This window comes from Olsenella massiliensis (assembly GCF_001457795.1).
Classification (GTDB): domain Bacteria; phylum Actinomycetota; class Coriobacteriia; order Coriobacteriales; family Atopobiaceae; genus Olsenella_F; species Olsenella_F massiliensis.
Genome location: NZ_LN898209.1, coordinates 147,755 through 166,180 on the forward strand (window position 1 = coordinate 147,755; position 18,426 = coordinate 166,180).

19 protein-coding genes are annotated in these 18,426 nt (G+C 61.8%); 9 read left to right on the forward strand and 10 right to left on the reverse strand.

Annotated elements, in window-relative coordinates:
* Positions 1-51: 51 nt before the first annotated feature.
* Complete coding sequence (locus tag BN3001_RS01830; protein WP_058270115.1) at positions 52-2,280, reverse strand: LTA synthase family protein; 2,229 nt, start codon at positions 2,278-2,280, stop codon at positions 52-54.
* 283 nt (positions 2,281-2,563) lie between these two features.
* Positions 2,564-3,205 carry a hypothetical protein gene (locus BN3001_RS01835; protein ID WP_058270116.1) on the reverse strand — a complete coding sequence of 214 codons (642 nt, stop codon included), beginning with the start codon at positions 3,203-3,205 and terminating at the stop codon, positions 2,564-2,566.
* Positions 3,206-3,449: 244 nt separating this feature from the next.
* On the opposite strand from BN3001_RS01835, the gene fba reads away from it, so the two are divergent.
* The 4 genes from fba to BN3001_RS08440 all read left to right on the forward strand — a co-directional run bounded on the left by fba (position 3,450) and on the right by BN3001_RS08440 (position 6,280).
* Positions 3,450-4,322, forward strand: coding sequence for a class II fructose-1,6-bisphosphate aldolase (fba, locus tag BN3001_RS01840; protein ID WP_058270117.1), 873 nt, complete (start codon positions 3,450-3,452; stop codon positions 4,320-4,322).
* 138 nt (positions 4,323-4,460) lie between these two features.
* The gene (locus tag BN3001_RS01850) at positions 4,461-5,024 is read left to right on the forward strand and encodes a prepilin peptidase (RefSeq protein WP_082629910.1); all 564 of its coding nucleotides are present in this window, start codon (positions 4,461-4,463) and stop codon (positions 5,022-5,024) included.
* 148 nt (positions 5,025-5,172) lie between these two features.
* Complete coding sequence (locus tag BN3001_RS01855; protein WP_058270120.1) at positions 5,173-6,021, forward strand: coiled-coil domain-containing protein; 849 nt, start codon at positions 5,173-5,175, stop codon at positions 6,019-6,021.
* Positions 5,981-6,280 carry a hypothetical protein gene (locus BN3001_RS08440; protein WP_058270121.1) on the forward strand — a complete coding sequence of 100 codons (300 nt, stop codon included), beginning with the start codon at positions 5,981-5,983 and terminating at the stop codon, positions 6,278-6,280. Before BN3001_RS01855 ends, BN3001_RS08440 begins: the two co-directional genes overlap by 41 nt.
* A gap of 38 nt (positions 6,281-6,318) precedes the next feature.
* Here the strand turns inward: BN3001_RS08440 and trhA are convergent, their stop codons facing one another.
* From trhA to BN3001_RS01875, 3 genes are all read right to left on the reverse strand, one after another.
* Entirely contained in the window at positions 6,319-6,990 is a 672-nt protein-coding gene (gene trhA, locus BN3001_RS01865; RefSeq protein WP_082629911.1) for a PAQR family membrane homeostasis protein TrhA, read from the reverse strand.
* A gap of 52 nt (positions 6,991-7,042) precedes the next feature.
* Positions 7,043-8,605 carry a C69 family dipeptidase gene (locus BN3001_RS01870; RefSeq protein WP_058270123.1) on the reverse strand — a complete coding sequence of 521 codons (1,563 nt, stop codon included), beginning with the start codon at positions 8,603-8,605 and terminating at the stop codon, positions 7,043-7,045.
* Between the two features lie 101 nt (positions 8,606-8,706).
* Positions 8,707-9,294, reverse strand: a complete 588-nt coding sequence (locus BN3001_RS01875; protein WP_058270124.1) for a TMEM175 family protein — start codon at positions 9,292-9,294, stop codon at positions 8,707-8,709.
* 269 nt (positions 9,295-9,563) lie between these two features.
* Between BN3001_RS01875 and BN3001_RS01880 the strand changes: the two genes are divergently transcribed.
* Positions 9,564-10,592 (forward strand): 3-deoxy-7-phosphoheptulonate synthase, encoded by a 1,029-nt coding sequence (locus BN3001_RS01880; protein WP_058270125.1) that lies wholly within the window; start codon positions 9,564-9,566, stop codon positions 10,590-10,592.
* A gap of 127 nt (positions 10,593-10,719) precedes the next feature.
* Here the strand turns inward: BN3001_RS01880 and BN3001_RS01885 are convergent, their stop codons facing one another.
* The 5 genes from BN3001_RS01885 to BN3001_RS01905 form a co-directional block, all read right to left on the reverse strand.
* Complete coding sequence (locus BN3001_RS01885) at positions 10,720-10,989, reverse strand: gamma carbonic anhydrase family protein (RefSeq protein ID WP_058270126.1); 270 nt, start codon at positions 10,987-10,989, stop codon at positions 10,720-10,722.
* A gap of 424 nt (positions 10,990-11,413) precedes the next feature.
* Positions 11,414-11,809 (reverse strand): DUF956 family protein, encoded by a 396-nt coding sequence (locus tag BN3001_RS01890; protein ID WP_058270127.1) that lies wholly within the window; start codon positions 11,807-11,809, stop codon positions 11,414-11,416.
* A gap of 17 nt (positions 11,810-11,826) precedes the next feature.
* Positions 11,827-12,828, reverse strand: a complete 1,002-nt coding sequence (locus BN3001_RS01895; protein ID WP_058270128.1) for a sugar kinase — start codon at positions 12,826-12,828, stop codon at positions 11,827-11,829.
* Between the two features lie 2 nt (positions 12,829-12,830).
* Complete coding sequence (locus tag BN3001_RS01900; RefSeq protein WP_058270129.1) at positions 12,831-13,757, reverse strand: AEC family transporter; 927 nt, start codon at positions 13,755-13,757, stop codon at positions 12,831-12,833.
* An 81-nt stretch (positions 13,758-13,838) separates the two neighbouring features.
* Positions 13,839-14,402, reverse strand: a complete 564-nt coding sequence (locus tag BN3001_RS01905) for an STM3941 family protein (RefSeq protein ID WP_058270130.1) — start codon at positions 14,400-14,402, stop codon at positions 13,839-13,841.
* Between the two features lie 357 nt (positions 14,403-14,759).
* On the opposite strand from BN3001_RS01905, the gene BN3001_RS01910 reads away from it, so the two are divergent.
* The 4 genes from BN3001_RS01910 (at position 14,760) to BN3001_RS01925 (ending at position 18,420) form a co-directional block, all read left to right on the forward strand.
* Positions 14,760-15,086: a PTS fructose transporter subunit IIB gene (locus BN3001_RS01910; protein WP_058270131.1), complete on the forward strand. Its 327-nt coding sequence runs from the start codon at positions 14,760-14,762 to the stop codon at positions 15,084-15,086.
* A 2-nt stretch (positions 15,087-15,088) separates the two neighbouring features.
* Entirely contained in the window at positions 15,089-16,225 is a 1,137-nt protein-coding gene (locus tag BN3001_RS01915; RefSeq protein ID WP_058270132.1) for a PTS fructose transporter subunit IIC, read from the forward strand.
* Positions 16,226-16,384: 159 nt separating this feature from the next.
* On the forward strand, positions 16,385-17,263 hold the full coding sequence (locus tag BN3001_RS01920) for a class II fructose-bisphosphate aldolase (protein ID WP_235815014.1): 879 nt from the start codon (positions 16,385-16,387) through the stop codon (positions 17,261-17,263).
* Between the two features lie 5 nt (positions 17,264-17,268).
* Positions 17,269-18,420 carry a glycerate kinase family protein gene (locus BN3001_RS01925; protein WP_058270134.1) on the forward strand — a complete coding sequence of 384 codons (1,152 nt, stop codon included), beginning with the start codon at positions 17,269-17,271 and terminating at the stop codon, positions 18,418-18,420.
* Positions 18,421-18,426: the final 6 nt, after the last annotated feature.

The following is an 18,426-nucleotide window of genomic DNA, read 5'->3' on the forward strand; positions in this document are numbered from 1 at the left end:
TCGCGCCGGCGGCCGGCGGCCGGCGCCGGACGCCGGATCGGCGGTGCCGGGCTAGGCTCGTGACGCAAGATCTCGGTACCCTATGTCCCTCAGGAGCTTGTAGGCACCGGTTGGCTCACCGCTTCCGTCCGTCGAGTTGACCCAGCGACCTTCGGTGTCTAGATAGCCGTTGAGGGTGACGGCCGGCAGGTCGTCCATGAGCATGAGCGTGGCCTTCTGCGTGTCAGTCAGGGGGAGCCCCATGCGCTCTCCCATCACGGACGCCAGGTAGTTGAGGCTCAGGTCATGGCGCTCGCCCTCTTGGGCGCAGCCGTCCAGCTCGTAGTTTGCCCATATCAGATAGGGCGTCTGAAAGCTCATGCGGGTCTTGGCGGCCTCGCTTTCCTCAGAGTGGCAGGCCTCCACGATCCAGGGGGATATGATGGGCTGGTGGTCGCCAAAGAAGACGAGCACCACGGGCCGGTCAAGCTCGCGCAGCCTCTCGACGAAGTAGCGCAGGTCGTCGTCGGAGGCCTGAACGCACGAGAGGTACTCGTTGAGCTGACGGTTTTGGTCCTCGCCAAACCAGGGGAGCGTGACGTTGGTCAGGCGGTCCTCGGGAATGTTGCCCAGGTCATATCCCATGTGGTTCTGCATGGTCACGTCAAAGATGAACTGCGGCGACTGGTCGGCCTCCAGCAGCTCGAGGATCTTGTCGTACGTCGCGCGGTCGGTGACGCAGCTGTGGAAGAGGGGGGCGCCCGCGAAGTCGTCGATGCTCAGGAACCGGTCAAATCCCATCTGCTTATATACGCGGCTGCGGCTCCAGTTGGAGGAAAGGCTGGGATGCATGGCCGTCGTGACGTATCCCAGGTCGGCAAATTGCCTGGCCAACGAGGGGATATGGCTAAAGTCGCACATGTTGTAGGGGTACTTTCCGGGGCCGACGCAGGCCATGGAGACGCCCGTGAGAAACTCGAACTCTGAGTTGCAGGTTCCGCCCCCGAGCACCGAGGTATAGGCGACGCCCCGCCGCACGGCGTCATGGATGGACAAGGCAAAGCCGGGACCTGCGTATCCCGCCTCCAGGACCTCGGGATATGTGGAGAGGTCGGCGAAGGTCTCGTTCATGACGCCGATGACCGTCGGCCTCATGGCCTCGAACTGGGCGGCTGCGGCCCTATGGGCGTCATCGTCCAGGAGGCTCTCGGCCTGCCTCGCAAGATCGCCCTCGGCCCGTCGGGTCGTCTGGGCGTCATAGCCTGCGGGAGCCTTGATGTCAAGCTCGAGCGCCGCCATGGCGAAGGTGGGCACCGAGCCGTATTGCTGGTAGAACATGGCCGGCAGCCACAGGTTGACGCCCTCGCTCTGGAGGTATGCGTGGCTTGCCACCGCCACGCGACCGAACGCGAGGCAGCTTGCCGCGCATAGCGCGAGGTTGAGGGCGACGCCCGACACCTTCCGCGCGAGCTGCGCCTCGCGGGGTTGCGCGCTGTCCTGGCTCTCGCTTGTGGGCTCATCCCGGCGCGTCCTCCCACCCCAGAGGGGGTCCAGGGCAAGGACAAGAAAGCCGAGCGTGCCTGCCGTCAGGCCGCAGAACAGGTCGGGACCCACTAAAAGCTGCAGCCCGCTCGTGACGGCGGCGGCAGTGCCCAGGGCAAAGACGTCCCCCGGCATGATGACGCCGCCGCGCTGCGTGACCACGAGGAGCTGCGCGACGCCCGCGAGCACGACGGCGCCATGCGCCACGGCCGCCCCTACGATGCGCCTTTGAAAGAGGAAGTAGCCCGCGAGCATGAGGAGCCATATGAAGGCGAGCTCAAAGAACAGGGCCTTGGCCTTGATGTTCGGCAGGGCATGCTGCCAGGGCTCCTCAAGGGCATAGAGCGCAAAGCATCCCGCCACGAGGATGGAGACGAGGTTTCTCAGCGTCATGCGCCCGACGTCGGACGACAGCGCGGCCCGCAGGCGCCCTCGAAGCCCCCCTTCCGCCTTCGGGGCATGCGACGGCATGTGCATGGGGGACGAGGCAAGCTCGTTGCGTCTCTCGCGCAGCAGGCTGAGCGCGGCCGCGCCCGCCATGGTAAGGACGCAGACGCAGGGCATGGTGACGTCCTCGGAATCATACGAGCCGCCAAGGACGATGACGCAGGACGTCGCAAGCAGCAGCATGAAGAGGGAAAACCAGGCATAGGTGCCCCTGCCGGGCGCGCCGCCCCTCTTGAGGGTGACGACGAGCGCCGAGAGGGCTGCGAAGGCGCCCAGCGCAAAGGCCAGGACAAAGACGGGTAGTTGCGTCATGATTGCTGGAAGGACCCCTTGTCGTGCGTGTTTGTTCGCTCCCAGTATAGCAAAGGCGCCGACGTCACGACGCTAGCTTGAGGCGCCGACCTTCGATCCCTTCGCGCCCGCACCGCCGCTCCCGGCGCCCGTCGTCGAGTCGGCGGCACCGTTCGGGGCGGTCGTCGTGGGCGAGGAGGTGTCCGACGACCGCCCGTTGGCTGCACCGTTCGCAGTGCCTGACGTCGCGTCGCCGGCCACAGCGCCTTCTTCAACGTGCTGTCCAAGATGACTCAGGACGACATCATCGGTCGTACGGAGCAAACCCTGTAGACTGGTGGGTAGCAGAGACGCCGGGCGCGTCGGGCGTCTGGCTGCTGGCTGTGGGGGCAGCGCTCGACTGGGGTGCCGAAGACCTAGGAAAGGAGAGGGGCGTCTCGGTGCTGCCGATGCCCTGCCCCGAAGTGGCAAGGCTCACGATGGCGGCGTAGACGAGCACGGCCAGCACCGCCACGACGGCGGTGAAGACCAGCGCCGTCTTGACGCGTCGTTTTGATCTGCGCCTTGCGACGGCGCGGCGTATGCGTACGGGGGCCATGCGACGCTCGCTCACGGCCTGGCCAGGTCGCGGGCGCACGACGGTGTCGCTCGTCACGTCAGTCGGGTCGCAGTCGGGCGCCTCCTCGTCGACCCCCAGGTTGTCCCGGATCCTCGTGGCCGAGGTGCGCAGCAGCCACTTATAGACCTGAGAGGCAAGCGCCGAGGCCGCCGCCGCGACGCCCACGCCGATGAGCGACCCGGCAAGGCCGATCTTTGACTGCAGCAGAAACGAGGTGATAGCGGCCAGGGCGCTCGCTATGATGGTCGAGAAGGAGACCTCCTCGGCGAGCTTGCCTGCGCCCGAGCGATCATCGTCCTGTTGGGGGGTCCTGCCGTCGGCTGTCAAGGGGCCTCTCCCTTCCTGTGTCATGCGTGACATGCGTCATGGGTTGCGTTCCATGGTAGTACCCGCTTCGGCCTGTCGCCCCCGCCGCGGGCGCGCCTTCACGATTCCTACCCCATGCGGGCACGGCGTCTCCGCGGCGCGCGGAGCCCCTGCCTGCGCCCGCTCCCAACGTTGCGTCGCGAGGTGCGAGCAAGGGGTATGATAGGCATGCAAGCATTACACATGCCGTCCGTTGGAGGTACGTATGCTCGTCAACGCATGCACCATGCTCAGGAACGCCGAGAAGGGTCACTACGGTCTGGGTGCGTTCAACACCAACAACCTCGAGTGGGCAAGTGCCATCCTTGACGCCGCAGAGGAGCTGCAGTCGCCTCTCATCATCCAGTGCACCGGCGGCGCGGCAAAGTGGCAGACCTCATTCAGGGTCGTCGCGGACATCGTCAAGAACCTCGTCGAGGATAAGGACATCACCGTTCCCGTTGCCCTGCACCTTGACCACGGCTCCTATGAGCAGGTCTTCCAGTGCATCAAGGCCGGCTTCACCTCCGTCATGTACGACGGCTCGCACGAGGCCGACTTCGAGACCAACCTCAAGCGCACGGAGGAGGTCGTCAAGGCGGCCCACGCCAAGGGCATCTCGGTCGAGGCCGAGGTCGGCGGCATCGGCGGCACCGAAGACGGCGTGACCTCCTCCGGCGAGCTGGCCGACCCTCAGGAGTGCAAGCGCATCGCCGACCTGGGCGTGGACTTCCTCGCCTGCGGCATCGGCAACATCCACGGCATCTATCCCGAGAACTGGGCGGGCCTCTCCTTTGACCGCCTTGCCCAGATCAAGGCGCTCACCGGCGATCTGCCCCTCGTGCTGCACGGCGGCACCGGCATTCCGGTCGACCAGGTCAGGAGGGCCATTTCCGAGGGCATCAGCAAGATCAACGTCAACACCGACCTTCAGCTCGCCTTTGCGGCGGCCACGAGGAAGTACGTCGAGTCCGGCGCCGACACCACGGGCAAGGGCTACGACCCCCGCAAGCTCCTGAAGCCGGGCCGCGACGCCATCACCGCTCGCACCAAGGAGCTCATCGTCGAGTTCGGCTCTGACGGCAAGGGTTGGAACTAGGCGTCGCGCATGACGCCGAGCTGGCGTTGACGGGGGCCGGCCTCGGGCCGGCCCCTGTTCTTTGGGGCGGCGCGCCGCACGAGGGGTCGCGGGGGCGTGCGCCGTTGACGACGCCCGCGACCGGACTGGAGCCGTCGCATGGGGCTGACGGAGGTCTCCTTGGGCATGCAGGCCGCCGAGCCGGTGGTCATCCTCGTGCCCCTCGCATGGCTGAGCGTTGCCGACCTGCGCCGCCGCGTCATCCCAAACGCCTGCGTGGTCTCCCTGTTTGCGATACACGTGCTTCTTGCGGGTGGCGGGATGCTCGTGGGAGGGTCGGGGCCAGTGGGCGTGCTGCTGACGCTTGCGTCCTCGCTCATTCAGTCCGTGGCGTCAGTGGGCGTGCTTGTGGCGCTCGCCCTGGTCATGGACCGCGTGCTGGGAAGGCCGAGCGTGGGCGGCGGTGACGTCAAGCTGCTCGGGGCCGTCACGTTCTGCGTCGGATGGGAGGCTGGCCTTCTGGTGCTGGCGCTGGGCTGCCTGCTCGGCCTTGCGTTCGTGGGGGCCCGCGCGCTGCTCGCGGGGAGGTCTCGTCGGGCGCGGCGCGACCTCGAGGGGCATCCGGCCGGGACCTTTGCCTGGGGACCCTGGCTCTCTCTCGCCTTCGCGCTGGTCATGCCCCTTACCAACCGGGCGCTCGCGCTGCTTTTGCGCGGCTGGTGAGGAGGTGCCTTTGGGCTGCGACCCATCGGGCCGGCCGCTATCATTTTGCGGCGCGTCTTGCTAGACTCTCCCCGAAGGGCGCCTCACGCCCCGTGTCACGAACCGAGTCTTCGCACGCAACGACGCATAAACGAACGAGGGGACCTCCTTGAAGACGAACCATCTCACACGCAGGCAGGCGCTTGGGCTCATGATGGCCGCCACCACGGCGGCGCTCGCCCCCCAGACCGCCCGTGCCGACACCGCCTCGGACCTCGCCCGGACCGAGTCCGACCTCAGGGACGCGCAGGCGGAGCTTGATGCGGTCCAGGCGCGTCTTGACGAGCTTGCCGCCGAATACCAGGACCTTGCCAGGGCGCAATCGGACACGCTCGCCCAGGTGGAGTCCACCCAGGGCCAGATTGACGACACGCAAACCCAGATCGATGCCCGGCAGCGAGAGCTGGACGAGAAGCGCAGGCGCCTGGCCCAGCGCGTGTCGGGCTCCTACAAGAGCGATGACGGCAACATCCTGTCGGTACTCATGAGCTCCACGAGCTTGGAGGACCTTGCCTCCAACGTCTACTACTTTGGCAAGATCTCCGAAAACGACCGGCGGATGATTCAGGAGGTCAAGGATGTCAGGGCACAGCTTGACCAGCAGAAGGCGGAGCTTGAGGACCAGAAGGCCCGGCTCGAGGAGCTGAGCCGGACGCAGCGGGAGCGGATGCAGGAGATGCGGTCTCGGCAGGACGAGGTGCGCTCGACTTTGGACGGCATGTCCGACCAGGTCAAGCAGCTCCTCTCCCAGCGCGATGACCAACTTCAGCAGATGGCCGAGCAGCGGGCGGCCCAGGAGCGGGCCGCGCGGGAGGCCGCCGCGGCACGGGGGCGCGTCAGGCGCCGCCGCGCGCGTGGTCGACGCCTGTCATGCGACGCCCTCGCCCGGCGGCGGCTACTGCGCGATGTGGGTCAGCATGGTCTTTCAGAACGCCGGCCTGGGCTATCCTGCGGGTGACGCCTGCGACATGTACGACAACTGGTGCGTGAGCTCGGACAGGGGCACGCTCAGGCCGGGCATGATCGTGGCGGTGTCCACCCACAGCCATACGAGCGCCGGGCGCATCTACGGTCACATCGGTATCTACGTCGGCGGCGGCACGATGATGGACAACATTGGCTACATCCGTACGATCGGCCTGAACGAGTGGGTCTCCTACTACGGCACCAGCGTGACGCCGCGCTGGGGCTGGGTCTTTGGCCGGGCCCTGGGATAGCGTCGGCGCCTGCGGCGCGCGTCAAGCCCCCCGCGCCGTCATACCACAAACAGCAACGCCGAGAGCGTGACGCACGTGGCGCCCGCGAGCACCCAGAGGTGCCAGACAAAGTGCAGGTACGGCACCCTCTTTGCCACGTAGAAGCCCACGCCGACCGTGTAGCAGACGCCGCCGGCGACCAGCAGCCAGAAGCCCGCGCGCGGCATGAGCTCCCAGATGTCCATGAAGCGCACGACGATGAGCCAGCCCATCGCCACGTAGATCAGGGCCGAGACAAACGCGGGCTGCCGCTCCCTGAGCGCCACCTCGGCGACGATGCCGGCCGCCGCGACGCCCCAGACCAACAGCGCGAGCTCCAGGCCCCCGCGACCTGCCAGCGTGACGAGCGCGAAGGGCGCGTAGCTGCCGGCTATGAGCAGGTAGATGGCGCTGTGGTCCAGGGTCCTGAAGACGGACTTCGCCGACGGCGGCACCAGCGCATGATAGAGCGTCGAGAGGAGGAACTCGAGGATGAGGCCGCCGCCCATGAGCAGCGCGGCAAGAAGGCGGACGCCTCCGCCGTGCGCGACCGCCCGCATGACGAGCAGCACGAGCGCAGCGATGGAGAGCAGCACCCCAACGCCATGTGACACGGCGTTGGCGACCTCCTCTCCCGTGGAGTACTGCCGCCGCGGCCGCCTGGCCCGCTCCACCCCCGTCCGTCCGCTCACACGCCTCGCCTCCTGGATGTCCCGACGCTCGTCGCGCCCATGCCGGCCACGCCTAGCCGTCGCTGCGCGAAAAGGCGTTGCGCATGCCCTCGCTGGTGGTGAAGAGCACGGCGGCGAGGGCCTTGTCGGTCTCCTCGCGTAGCATGGCCGCGATCCGCTCGTTGGCCTTCGTGAGCGCGCGGGCGGCGTCCTTGCGCGAGAGGCCCTTGGCGTCGCGGTCGCCGTCGGCGACGAGGGCGTGGCCCCGAGAGCCCACCGCCAGCTGATAGCGCTCGATGGCGGGCTGGTTGGCGGCAAACTGAGCGTCCGCCAGGGCGGCGATGAGGCGGCTTGACCAGTAGAAGCTCTCGGTGGTCACCTGCCCGGCGTCCGTGTTCGAGAGGTAGGCGGGCGTTGCGTCCACGTTGGCGAAGAGCGGCACGAGGGCGTTGAAGACGTTGGAGCCGTAGGCCATCCACTGCAAGGCGCGTGCGCCCTCGGGCGCATGGGGCCTCAGCTGCAGGACCGCGAGCTCGCAGTTGCGATTGATGCCGATGGGACGGTACATGCCGCGCGTCGCGCTCGTGCCCAGGCGACCGTAGGGGTCATAGGGCGTCCCCTGGAAGTGCAGGGAGAGCGCGTACTTGACGTCCTCGACGGTGAGCCTGCGCTCGGGAGCCAGGCACCAGGGAAGGTCGTCCGCCTCAGGACCACGGGCCAAGGAGAGGTCGTCCCAGCCCTCGTGAGGCGTCAGGAAGCGATGCATGTCCCAGGCGCGCGGCGTGTTGTACACGTGGTCGGCGTCGGAGTGACTGCCGAAGGCATCGCGGGGGTTGAAGACGCGTGCCACGGGGACGCCCGCGCCCCGCTCGCCCTCCTCCGTCGCCTCGTCGTCGGCGAGGGCGCACGGCAGCGTGAGGTCAAGGTGGTTTTGGGCCATCCAGCCCTCGAGGTCCGCCGAGCACATGAACTCCTCCTGCGCGCCCAAGGCGTCCGCAAGGTCAAACTCGTCGATGCCCAGCTGATTGGGCATGGTCACGTAGCAGTCGTCCGGCACGCGCCGGGCGATCCAATGATGCCCGCCCACGGTCTCGAGCCACCAGATCTCGTTGACGTCCGAGAAGGCGATGCCGTTCATCTCGTAGGTGCCGTGGCGCTCGAGGAGCGCGCCCAGGCGCAGGACGCCCTCGCGCGCCGAGCGGATGTAGGGGAGCACGAGCGTGACCATGTCCTCCTCGCCGATGCCGCCCGGGACCTCGGGAACGTAATCGGCCTCGCCCGCGCGCCCGCGGGCAGGTACGAGCTGCACGAGGGGGTCCGCCCCCAGCACGCGCTCGTTGGACGTGAGGGTCTCGGTGGCGGTCATGGCGACGTCGGCCGCGTTGACGCCGGCGGCGGCCCAGACGCCCTCGGCGTCGTCGGCGTCGGGCACGCTCGTGTAGCGCAGGGGGTCGTCGGGCAGGTCGAGCTGTACGTGACTGATCTTGGAGCGGTAGTGGCGGGGCTGGTCGGCGGGAAGCACCACCCGCATGCGCTTTACGTTGAAGAGCCCGGAGGGGCTGTCCTCGTTGCGCGCGATGATGGTTGACCCGTCATGGCTGGCATTCTTGCCAACGAGCATGGTCGTGCAGGGCATGGCGCTCCTTGCGTCGCGATGGTCGTACCCGCACATCATAGCGCAGGGTCAGACGGCCCGATGCGCCGGGAGGCGCGCGGCGGCTCGTTGGCGCCGGCGCCCTAGTCTATGAGGCGCGAGCTTCGATGCTGTATGAGCAGGTGGCCCAGCACGACGCCTGCGGCAATGATGACCGAGATGGACGCGGCGGGCGGCCAGAAGACGAGGGAGACGACGAGCCCGCAGGCCTTGATCGCAAAGTCGACGGGCATGATGCTGCGGTTGAACTTGGTGAAGTGACGCAGGGTCCCGTTGTCCTTGTCGGCCTTGATGAGGCTGCTGTAGAGGAACATGTTGGTGGCTGCGGTCATCACGATCACCATCCCATAGAACGCCTGCGGGAAGGGGTCGTAGAAGCTGTTGGAGAGGAGGCTCGTGGCATAGGGCACGAGCGAGGTGAAAAACAGGAACACCAGCACCCACCACACCACGCGGCGGTCGATGACCCTGACGTAGTCCCACTCCGCGTTGTTGGACGACCACAGCGCGCTCAGCCAGAAGAACGAGGCGACGTAGGCAAACAGGTCGCCGCGGATGGCCCAGAGCCCCTCCCAGCTTATGGGGTCGGGCTTCTTGAGCTCCAGCACCAGAACGGTCATGATGATTGCGAGCAAGGCGTCAAAGAACGCGATCAGGCGGTCCTTCTCCACGGGGCGTCCCTTCACTTGGGAATCTACGGTTACCGTCCAGCATACTCCTGAACGGGGGTACCAGCAGCGTCGATGGCATGTCGAACGTGACATGGCGCACGATGGGCCCCGTCGTGCGTTTTGCCAGGTGTCGCGAGCGTCTGTGGAGGGCATCTTGCGACTGCGGGGAGAGGCGCCCTGCGCCCGCGTGCTAGGATGGGACCGCCATAACGGCGAGGGAGACCACGGACCGGACGCCCGACGCGGGCGCCCCTGCGGGAAGGACCACCATGCCCATGAGATTCAAGCGCCACCTGCCCATACCGCAGGAGATTCGCGACGAGATGCCCCTCTCGGCCGACCTCGCGGCGCGCAAGGAGACGTTTGACGCAGAGCTTTCGGCCATCATCCGCGGGGAGTCCCCACGGCGCCTCCTCATCATCGGGCCCTGCTCGGCGGACCGCGAGGACTCGGTGCTCGACTACATGGAGAGGCTCGCCGCGCTCGCGCAGGAGGTCAAGGACAAGCTCCTCGTCGTCCCGCGCGTGTACACCAACAAGCCGCGCACCAAGGGAACGGGCTACAAGGGGCTCCTGCACAACCCCGACCCCATGGGGGCGCCCGACCTTCTTGAGGGCGTGAAGGCCATCCGTCACATGCATCTGGCGGTCATCGAGCGCACGGGCATGTTCCCGGCCGACGAGATGCTCTATCCCGAGAACTACCAGTATCTCGTCGACCTGCTCTCCTATGTGGCGGTGGGCGCGCGCTCCGTGGAGAACCAGCAGCATCGCCTGGTGGCGAGCGGCGTGCGCGGCGCGGTGGGCATGAAGAACCCCACCGGCGGCTCCATGGCCGTGATGCTCAACTCCATCAGCGCCGCCCAGGCGCCCCAGACCTTCATCTATCGCAACTGGGAGGTGGAGACTGCGGGCAACCCCCTGGCGCACGCGCTGCTTCGCGGCTACCAGGGCATGGACGGCGTCACCTATCCCAACTACCACTACGAGCACCTCGAGCGCCTGGCCATGCGGTACGCCTCGGGCGCCTACGAGAACCCGGCGGTCATCATCGACTGCAACCACGACAACTCGGGCAAGCGCCCGCTGGAGCAGCTGCGCATTGCCAACGAGGTGCTCGACAGCGTGCGCCGCAGCGCGGACGTCGCGGGCATCTTCAGGGGCTTCATGGTGGAGTCCTACCTCGAGGACGGCAGCCAGCCAGTGGACGGCGGGGTGTACGGAAAGTCCATCACGGACGCCTGCCTGGGCTGGGAGCGCACGGCCGCGCTGGTGCGGGACCTGGCCGAGCGAATCTAGGCACGGGGTCCGCCCGGGCGGGAGCCCGGCGAGCCGGGTCGGGGCCGGGCGGCGTCGCGCGGCGCCTAGTCCAGCTGCTCGCGGGCCATCTCTCGGTGCGCCGGCGCCGTCAGAGGACGTCGCAGCCCTAGTCCAGCTGCTCGCGGGCCATCCGCACGTATTCCTCGGCGTTTTCCGCATTCGCCGCGACCTCTGCGGGCGTCAGCCTTCGCCTGACGCGGGCGGGGCTTCCCAGCGCGAGGCTGCCGTCGGGTATCACCGCGCCCTGGGTGACGAGCGAACCGGCCCCTATGATGCAGTCGCCGCCCACCTTGGCGCCGTTGAGCACGATGGCTCCCATGCCGATGACGGTGTTGTCGCCCACGTCGCAGCCGTGAACGACGGCGTTGTGCCCCACGGTCACCCCCTCGCGCTTACAGTTTGCGAGGGTGAGAAGATCATCCTCATTGGGGCCACTCGGACTCAGGTAAGTCCACGCTCATCTGCTCCATCAACTGACTCGAGGAATTCTCGAGTGCCTCCATGCGCGCGGGCGGTGAGCTCATGCCCCGCAAGAATCACCTGGAGGTCACACTTGTAGGCACACCTTCGTGATTTTTTAGCAGTTCAACCTACCTATCAAGTGGAATAGCATGCGCGAATTCAATCTAAGGATTGACGTGGCGGGAGATTTTGATACCTCCGGCGACTTCAAGCACCTCGACTAGGCTCGATGATTCGCTCGGTCGACGTGGCCTTCCATCCAAGGCCTTTTACTACCTTGATATCCTAAATCTGGTCGAGCGCTCCTTAAAATGAGGCTTTCGTGCGGCGGCATGAGGCTACGGAGGAGATTGCCTCCCGCTCTCCCGGCAACGGAGGCGGTCGCGAAGTTTCTCTAGGGGGTTTAGCTCCTCCGTCGCGACCTCATCCATTGCAACAAAGGTGTCGCGGCCAAGATGGGACCCCATGGCCCTAACGAGTGCTGCGCCATCATTGGGCACAAGGGTAATGACCTGACCGACATCGGTATGCACAGCGAGCTCACGAACATCTCCACGGAATACTTCGACCCTAACAAGCGCGATTTCGTTCCAAGCGATACATAGTTGACGCGCGCCATTAATCCCCTCAAACTCGATGCCGGCGTCTCCGCAAAGAATCATTCCCGGCTTTGGAATAAACCCGCCGGTCAGAACGTTACAGTCGATTTGTGCCTCAATAATGTCGTTAAACACTATCAGTTCTTACTCCTCTACTGTCTGATGCTCGGTTTCACGCCAGAGGCGAGAAGCGATGCGATTTCGGTTTCGGTCGCGTTTGAAAGATCGCCCAAGACGGTTGCCTTGAAGGCTGATGACATTGTGGCGAAGTCAACGAGGAACTGGGATTCCCAACGGCTTGCCTCACCATGGAGGATGGCTGCAGCAAAGACACTACCGCAACTGGAAATATCGGCTAAGGACACTTGCTGGGGTAGCGAGAGGAATGTTTTTTCCCGTGTGACTTTAGCACCGCGAATAAGTGCAATGTCATAGCGGTCAATCTGTCGCACGACAAAGCAGAGAGAGCGCAGTGAGTAGTCGTTAAGCATTCCATGCGCCCAGTTGAGGCAGAAGTCGAAGAGCTCGGGTTCCTCTACGCTCGCGTGCTCGATAGAGATGATGTCGTCCTCAGAGGCGATGAGCTCATCGATTAAGGGCATGAGCTTGCCGATTTTTAAGAGTGCGTCCTCGTGAGACCACATGGTTTCCCGATAGTTAAGATCAATAACGGTTTTTATGCCGCGACCTTTGCAAGCGCGCAACGCGTCAATGCAAACGTGGAACATCTCGTCCGAAATTGCGGGCACGACACCCGAGAAGAAGAACACCTCGATGCCGTTCAGGATGTGGTCCCAGTCAAAGCTCGCTCTTTTTGCGTTGGCCATAGAAGTGTCGGATCGGTCGTAGGTAACAACGGTCGGACGAATAGAACGCCCCCGCTCAGAGTAATAAAGGCCCATGCGATGATTGGAGCGGAGGATTTTCGAGGTGCCAATTCCATAGCGCGCGAGGTTCATAATCGCGTTTGTACCGAGACGATTCTCGGGGATTACGCTCATGAAGGCGACATTTTGACCAAGCTGCGCTAGCGTGGTTGCAACAACAACCTCAGCGCCGCCGTACGATATTTCGACGCTTCTGGCGTTGTCAAGACGCTCGTGCGCAACAGTAGAAAGTCTGATTAGTGGCTCACCGAAGCAGAGGATAACCATAGCTATACTCCTAAGAAAAGCACTAGCGAGGTCATCATGATGATGCCTGCAAGGATGGTTAACGCGTTCGCCATTCCGGCTAGCCCTTTGTCGCCGCCAGCCCACAGAGTGTAAACCGGTCCCGTCGAGGGCGCTGGCGCCCAGGCAAGAATGGCAACTACCTTGCGGATAATGGGGTCAAAGGGCAGCAAAAACAGCGCGGCCAGCGAGAGAACAGCTGCAAAGGCAAATCGCCAGCTTATCAGGCGAATTAGTTTTGCGGCTTTAGTCTTGTTAACCGTGAACCTAATTATAAGCCCGATCATGAACATTGCTAAAAAGGAATTTGCGTTGGCAATGGGATCGATAAGAGTGATGGCTTCTGGGGGAATCCGCAAGTCAAAGAGTCCCATGAAGATAAGGACCACATAGCAGTCGAAAGACGCGGACGAGAAGAGCGAACGGGCAAACAATGTGGCTTTGTCACGCATACACTGATAGTCAGTGTCAAGCACAAGCGCACGAATGAGTGCCCAGGTGCCTCCCGTGCACATAAGAGAGTTTCCGGCATCAAACAGACATGTTGCGATGGCCGCTTGAGCAGGGAAAAAAGCTTGTACAAAGGCGAATGCAAAGCACCCAATATTGAAGCCTGCGACGTTGGACTGTTGAAGAATTCGCTCATCCTGTGGCTTGCCAGCGTATACAACCAGCGAGAGGAAGAATGGCGTGACGTTCGCAGCGAAACCGAGGGCGATGAGGCACAGAAGTGATTGGTCGAATTTGGATGCCCCAAACGCACGGATTATGGCGCAGGGAAGTGTCAGGTTAAATACGATTTTGGAGATTAGTCGGTCGGCACCTTCCCCAAACTTTCCACTGTGACCGGCAGCAACGCCTATGAGGATGACAACGACGAAGGATGAAACTTTAGCTAAGACATTAAACATAACGGGTGTGGCTCCAAATATGACGGTTGAGCAAAAGAAAGGGCCGGCTGGCACCGGCCCTTGAAGGAAAGGTGTCTGTAATTAATATTTGGGCTTCTGGATGCGGCTTACCTTCTCGGGGTGGAAGCGCTTGACTGCGGCAAGCCCATCCCGCGCATCAATGTGGTCGCCCGCCTTTTTAAACTGAATACGGATAGGTGAGAAGCCCATATCGATGTTGGCTTGTGCAAGACGGGCTTGCCGGCGATTGCGAATCTTGACCCATTCGTCATAGTTGGTGGGAACCGCGCATAGGAAGGTGTCGTCCTTGAGTTTAAGAAGATGTACGTCTGAAATCTGATTCCAGGGAGTAAAGCCTGAGCCCATCGAGTCGGTGTTGTCGGTAATCCCCTTTTCGTCGATGACAATGACGCTGTGGCGATGGATGAGCTTTACGATGTTGGATCCAATAATGAAGACTGAGATGGGGAGCATAATCCAGCCCATGCAAATCTTCATAATAAGGAGATTCTCTGCGTAGGGCAGTGGCTGTGTGAGCACGATGATTGACCCGGAGAGCAGGCAAGCTCCCATAAACAAATAAGATACGAGAAGGACGGCGTTCGCATTGATGGCGAGTTTCTCACCTTCATTGGTACGGGACATCCGAAATCCTTCCTTTGTGCGCGTAATTCATGCGAATAATTGTGCTAGTTGAATCATAGGCAATCTATTGGTTTAGCTTGACGAGCATCACCTAAATATGAAGAAATAATGTGTATAAATACACGAAGAATCTCTTATCAGTAGAATTTTTAATAAAAACGAACAAGAAAAAGAACACAATATGTAATATATATGAATTAACAGCAGAAATATCAACTTCATTCCAAAGATTCTGTGTTGGAAATATGATTGATTTCATCGAACCTCCAATGAAAAGAACTTGCGAGGATGGAGGTGCTGGCCAGAATAGGTACATATGTTCTATACGTTGAAAGAAAAAGAGAGAGGAGAAAACGGATGGCAGGCAAGAAGTTCATCGTTGGTGTTACTGCGTGTCAAATCGGCATTGCACATACGTTTATGGCTGCCGAGTCTCTGCAGCGAGCTATCGAAGCACGTGGATGCGAGGCAAAAATTGAGACCCAGGGTGCGACGGGTGCCGAGAACGTTATCACCGATGAGGATCTTGCTCGTGCCGATGCTGCGATAATCGCGGCTGATGTCAAAATCAAGCACGGCGAGCGCTTTGATCCCATTCCCACGCTTAACTGCAAAACCAATGAGGTCATGACGGCCGAGACGGCTCTTAGCGTTGTCGATGAGGTTCTGGAGGCGATTGAGTAACTATGGCAGAGATTAAGCGTAAGAACGTAAAGAAAAAGACCGCAGGCCGCCAAGCTTGGGATGCGGTTCTTACAGGCATCTCCTACATGATTCCGTTCATCGTCGGTGGTGGCGTGCTCTGGGGTATCGCTAAGGCCATGGGCGGCTATAACATCGCGGGCGACATGAAGTCCCTGATTGCCGCTGGAGGCAGCTACAAGGACTACACCCTTGCCATGGTGATTTACTCCATAGGCTCCGCAATCTTTGATGTGTGCGTGCCCATTATCGGCGCCTATACAGCTTATGCTCTCTCCGATAAACCCGGTCTCGCCCCTGGTTTTGCCGTTGGTGTCATCTCTAACACTATCAAAGCCGGTTTTCTCGGCGCTGTCATCGGCGGCATCATTGCTGGCTACATCGTAATCTTTCTCAAGGATGCTTCCAAGAAGGTTCCGAGCTCAATCCAGTCCGTTTTCCCGATTCTGATTATTCCGGTCGTTGGTACCGCGATAACCTCCCTGCTCATGTGGTATATCATTGGTGTTCCCATCGGCTGGTTCATGATAGCCATCACCTCACTGCTAACCAATCTCCAGGGCATCGGTGGCGCCGTCTTCGGCGCGGCCATTGGTGTCGGCATGTCCATTGACCAGGGTGGTCCAATTTCCAAGGCAGTTGCGCTTGTTGCTAATGGCCTCAATGCTGACGGTATCCTTGGGCCTGCAGCTTGCAAGATGTGCGGTGGAATGCAAAACCCACTCGGCGTCTGCTTTGCTCAGATTATCGACCGCTTTGCCGGCAAGAAGAAGTTTACCGAGAAGGAGCGCTCGACCACTGTATCCGGTCTTGTTCTTGCCTGCTGCTACATCCAGGAGTACGTTATCCCGTTCCTAGTCCAGGATACCTGGCGTTGCATCATTCCCTGCATGGTCGGCGGGGCTATCTCCGGTGGTCTTTGCGGCTACTTTGCCCTTGAGTCTGCTGCTGTCCACGGTGGTGTCTTTGTTATTCCAATGATGAGCAATCCGCTTCAGTTCATTCTGTTCTGGTTCGTCGGTGCGGCTATTAACGGCACCCTCTACTTTCTCCTTCGTAAGCCCGTCGGGGCTGAGGGCGACATGGCCGGTAACGGTGTTCTAGATCAGCTCCTCGCCTAGCCTTTCGTTCGTTTGTTTTGTCGGGCGGGGAGGTTTACGGCGTATCTCCCCGCCCCTTTCTATCACGTCGTGCTTACGACCATTTTTTGGTCAAAACAGTTCCCACCAACGAGTCGGGCACAGAAGCAAGAAAGGAAAGGCCCAGGCATGTATGCCTCAATGAAAGAAATTCTCCAGCACGCAAGCGTCAACCATTATGCGGTACCTGCGCCGAATTGCCCTGGCTATAACATGGTCAAGGCAGCCTGTATGGCCGCTGAGGCAAAGAAGTCTGCGGTCATCATTGACCTTTCTCCCCGTCAGTTCAAGACAAACGCCACCCCTGAGGTCTGGGCCCCTATGGTCAAGGCAATCGCAGAGCCTCTGGACGTCCCCGTGGCGCTTAACCTCGATCACGGTACGGAGATTGAGGACATCTGCCGCTGCATTAAGGCCGGCTTCTCGAGTGTCATGTGTGACGCCTCCAGCCTGCCCTTTGAGGAGAATGTCCGCCGCGTCCAGCAGGTTGTGGTCTGTGCTCATGCCCACGGCGTTTCGGTTGAGGCCGAACTCGGCCGCGTCGGTCAGGCCGCCGAAGGTGATGGTCGCTTTGATGACATGTACACCAATGTTGATATGGCCGTCGAGTTTGTCAAGCGAACCGGTTGCGACTGCCTGGCCGTCGCCATCGGAACCGCTCACGGAAAATATCCCGCCGACTATGTGCCCCGTCTCGACTTTGAGCGCCTCGCCGAGATTAAAGCCGCTCTCGGTCAGAACTACCCGCTTGTGCTCCACGGTGGCTCCGGCTCTGGTGACAAGAACTTCCAGAAGGCTGTCGCTGGCGGCATCAACAAAATCAACCTATGGACTGACTACTCCCGCACCTATATCAGCGCCGTCCGAGAGTTCCTCGCGGTCAACGAGAGTCCGGACTACATTTTTGTGGCCACTGATGCTGAGGAGAAGGCGTCTAAGTGGCTCGAGCGTTACATGGACCTCTTCGGCTCTGCAGGACGTTTTCAGTTCTCCAAACATAAGATGCAGGAGATGGACTAACGCCCATGCTAAGGTTTCTCTTCGCATGCGATTCATTCAAAGGCACCATTTCTTCGGCCCGCTCCGCTGAGCTGCTGGTCGAGGAGGCCCTACCCTTCTTTCCGGACGCAACCTTCTCGTCCTTGGAGGTTGCCGACGGTGGGGAGGGGACGGTGGATGCCCTGGTTTCTGCTCTCGGCGGTGAGCGTGTGAGGCTTTCCGTTGCTAATCCGCTGGGCCGTTCGGTTGAGGCGTGCTACGGCCTTCTTCCCGGCGGCACGGCAGTCATCGAGACGGCCTCTGCCTCCGGTTTGCCTCTGCTTTCACTTGCGGATAGAAATCCACTTATTACCAGTACTTACGGCACCGGTGAGCTGATTGCCGACGCTATTGCTCGCGGGGCGTCTGATATCATGCTCGCTATCGGTGGGTCAGCTACCAACGACTGTGGCATGGGCGCCGTGCGCGCGCTTGGCGTGCGTCTTCTCGATGAAAAGGGCGTTGAGCTCAAAGGCATGGGCTCTGACCTCGCGCGTGTGGCCCGTATCGACCTTTCTGGCATGGATAAGCACGTAGCAAAGACGAACTTTCATGTGATGTGCGATGTCAACAACCCGTTAATTGGACCCCGCGGCGCTACACATACTTTCGGTCCTCAAAAGGGCGCTGACCCCACCTGCGTCGATGAATTAGAGGCCGGTATGGTGAGCTATTCCTCTATTCTTGCCGAGACCTTTGGCTTAGACGTTTCGACAGAGCCAGGCATGGGGGCCGCTGGGGGCCTCGGTGCTGCAGCGCGCCTCTTTTTCAATGCCGAGATTGTGGCTGGTGTTGATTGCGTGCTCGATCTTGTCGGCTTCGACGAGGCACTCGCCGGCTGCGACCTTTGCGTGACGGGCGAAGGCCATGCTGACTCCCAGTCCGCTCACGGCAAGGTCGTTTCGGGTATTGCCGCACGATGTCGCGCTGCTGATGTTCCATGTGTTGCCGTCGTGGGTGGCATGAACGCCGACGCGATAACGCTGTTTGACTGTGGTGTTAATGCGCTTGTGCCTACGGTGATTGATACCTCCTCCATCGAGGATGCGCTCGCTGCAGCGGAAGACAACTTTCGCCTTGCGGCCCAACGCATGTTCGCGCTTTTGTCTATTGGCAAGAAACTGGGGGTAACGCAGTGATTAGCG

Bases quoted from the DNA above. Each gene is read 5' to 3' on its own strand.
- BN3001_RS01905 (WP_058270130.1), bottom strand. From the start codon at position 14,402: ATGTCCCGTACCAATGAAGGTGAGAAACTCGCCATCAATGCGAACGCC.
- BN3001_RS01920 (WP_235815014.1), top strand. From the start codon at position 16,385: ATGAAAGAAATTCTCCAGCACGCAAGCGTCAACCATTATGCGGTACCT.
- BN3001_RS01915 (WP_058270132.1), top strand. From the start codon at position 15,089: ATGGCAGAGATTAAGCGTAAGAACGTAAAGAAAAAGACCGCAGGCCGC.
- BN3001_RS01850 (WP_082629910.1), top strand. From the start codon at position 4,461: ATGGGGCTGACGGAGGTCTCCTTGGGCATGCAGGCCGCCGAGCCGGTG.
- BN3001_RS01880 (WP_058270125.1), top strand. From the start codon at position 9,564: ATGCCCATGAGATTCAAGCGCCACCTGCCCATACCGCAGGAGATTCGC.
- BN3001_RS01900 (WP_058270129.1), bottom strand. From the start codon at position 13,757: ATGTTTAATGTCTTAGCTAAAGTTTCATCCTTCGTCGTTGTCATCCTC.
- BN3001_RS01925 (WP_058270134.1), top strand. From the start codon at position 17,269: ATGCTAAGGTTTCTCTTCGCATGCGATTCATTCAAAGGCACCATTTCT.
- BN3001_RS08440 (WP_058270121.1), top strand. From the start codon at position 5,981: ATGGTCTTTCAGAACGCCGGCCTGGGCTATCCTGCGGGTGACGCCTGC.
- BN3001_RS01830 (WP_058270115.1), bottom strand. From the start codon at position 2,280: ATGACGCAACTACCCGTCTTTGTCCTGGCCTTTGCGCTGGGCGCCTTC.
- BN3001_RS01910 (WP_058270131.1), top strand. From the start codon at position 14,760: ATGGCAGGCAAGAAGTTCATCGTTGGTGTTACTGCGTGTCAAATCGGC.
- fba (WP_058270117.1), top strand. From the start codon at position 3,450: ATGCTCGTCAACGCATGCACCATGCTCAGGAACGCCGAGAAGGGTCAC.
- BN3001_RS01870 (WP_058270123.1), bottom strand. From the start codon at position 8,605: ATGCCCTGCACGACCATGCTCGTTGGCAAGAATGCCAGCCATGACGGG.
- BN3001_RS01895 (WP_058270128.1), bottom strand. From the start codon at position 12,828: ATGGTTATCCTCTGCTTCGGTGAGCCACTAATCAGACTTTCTACTGTT.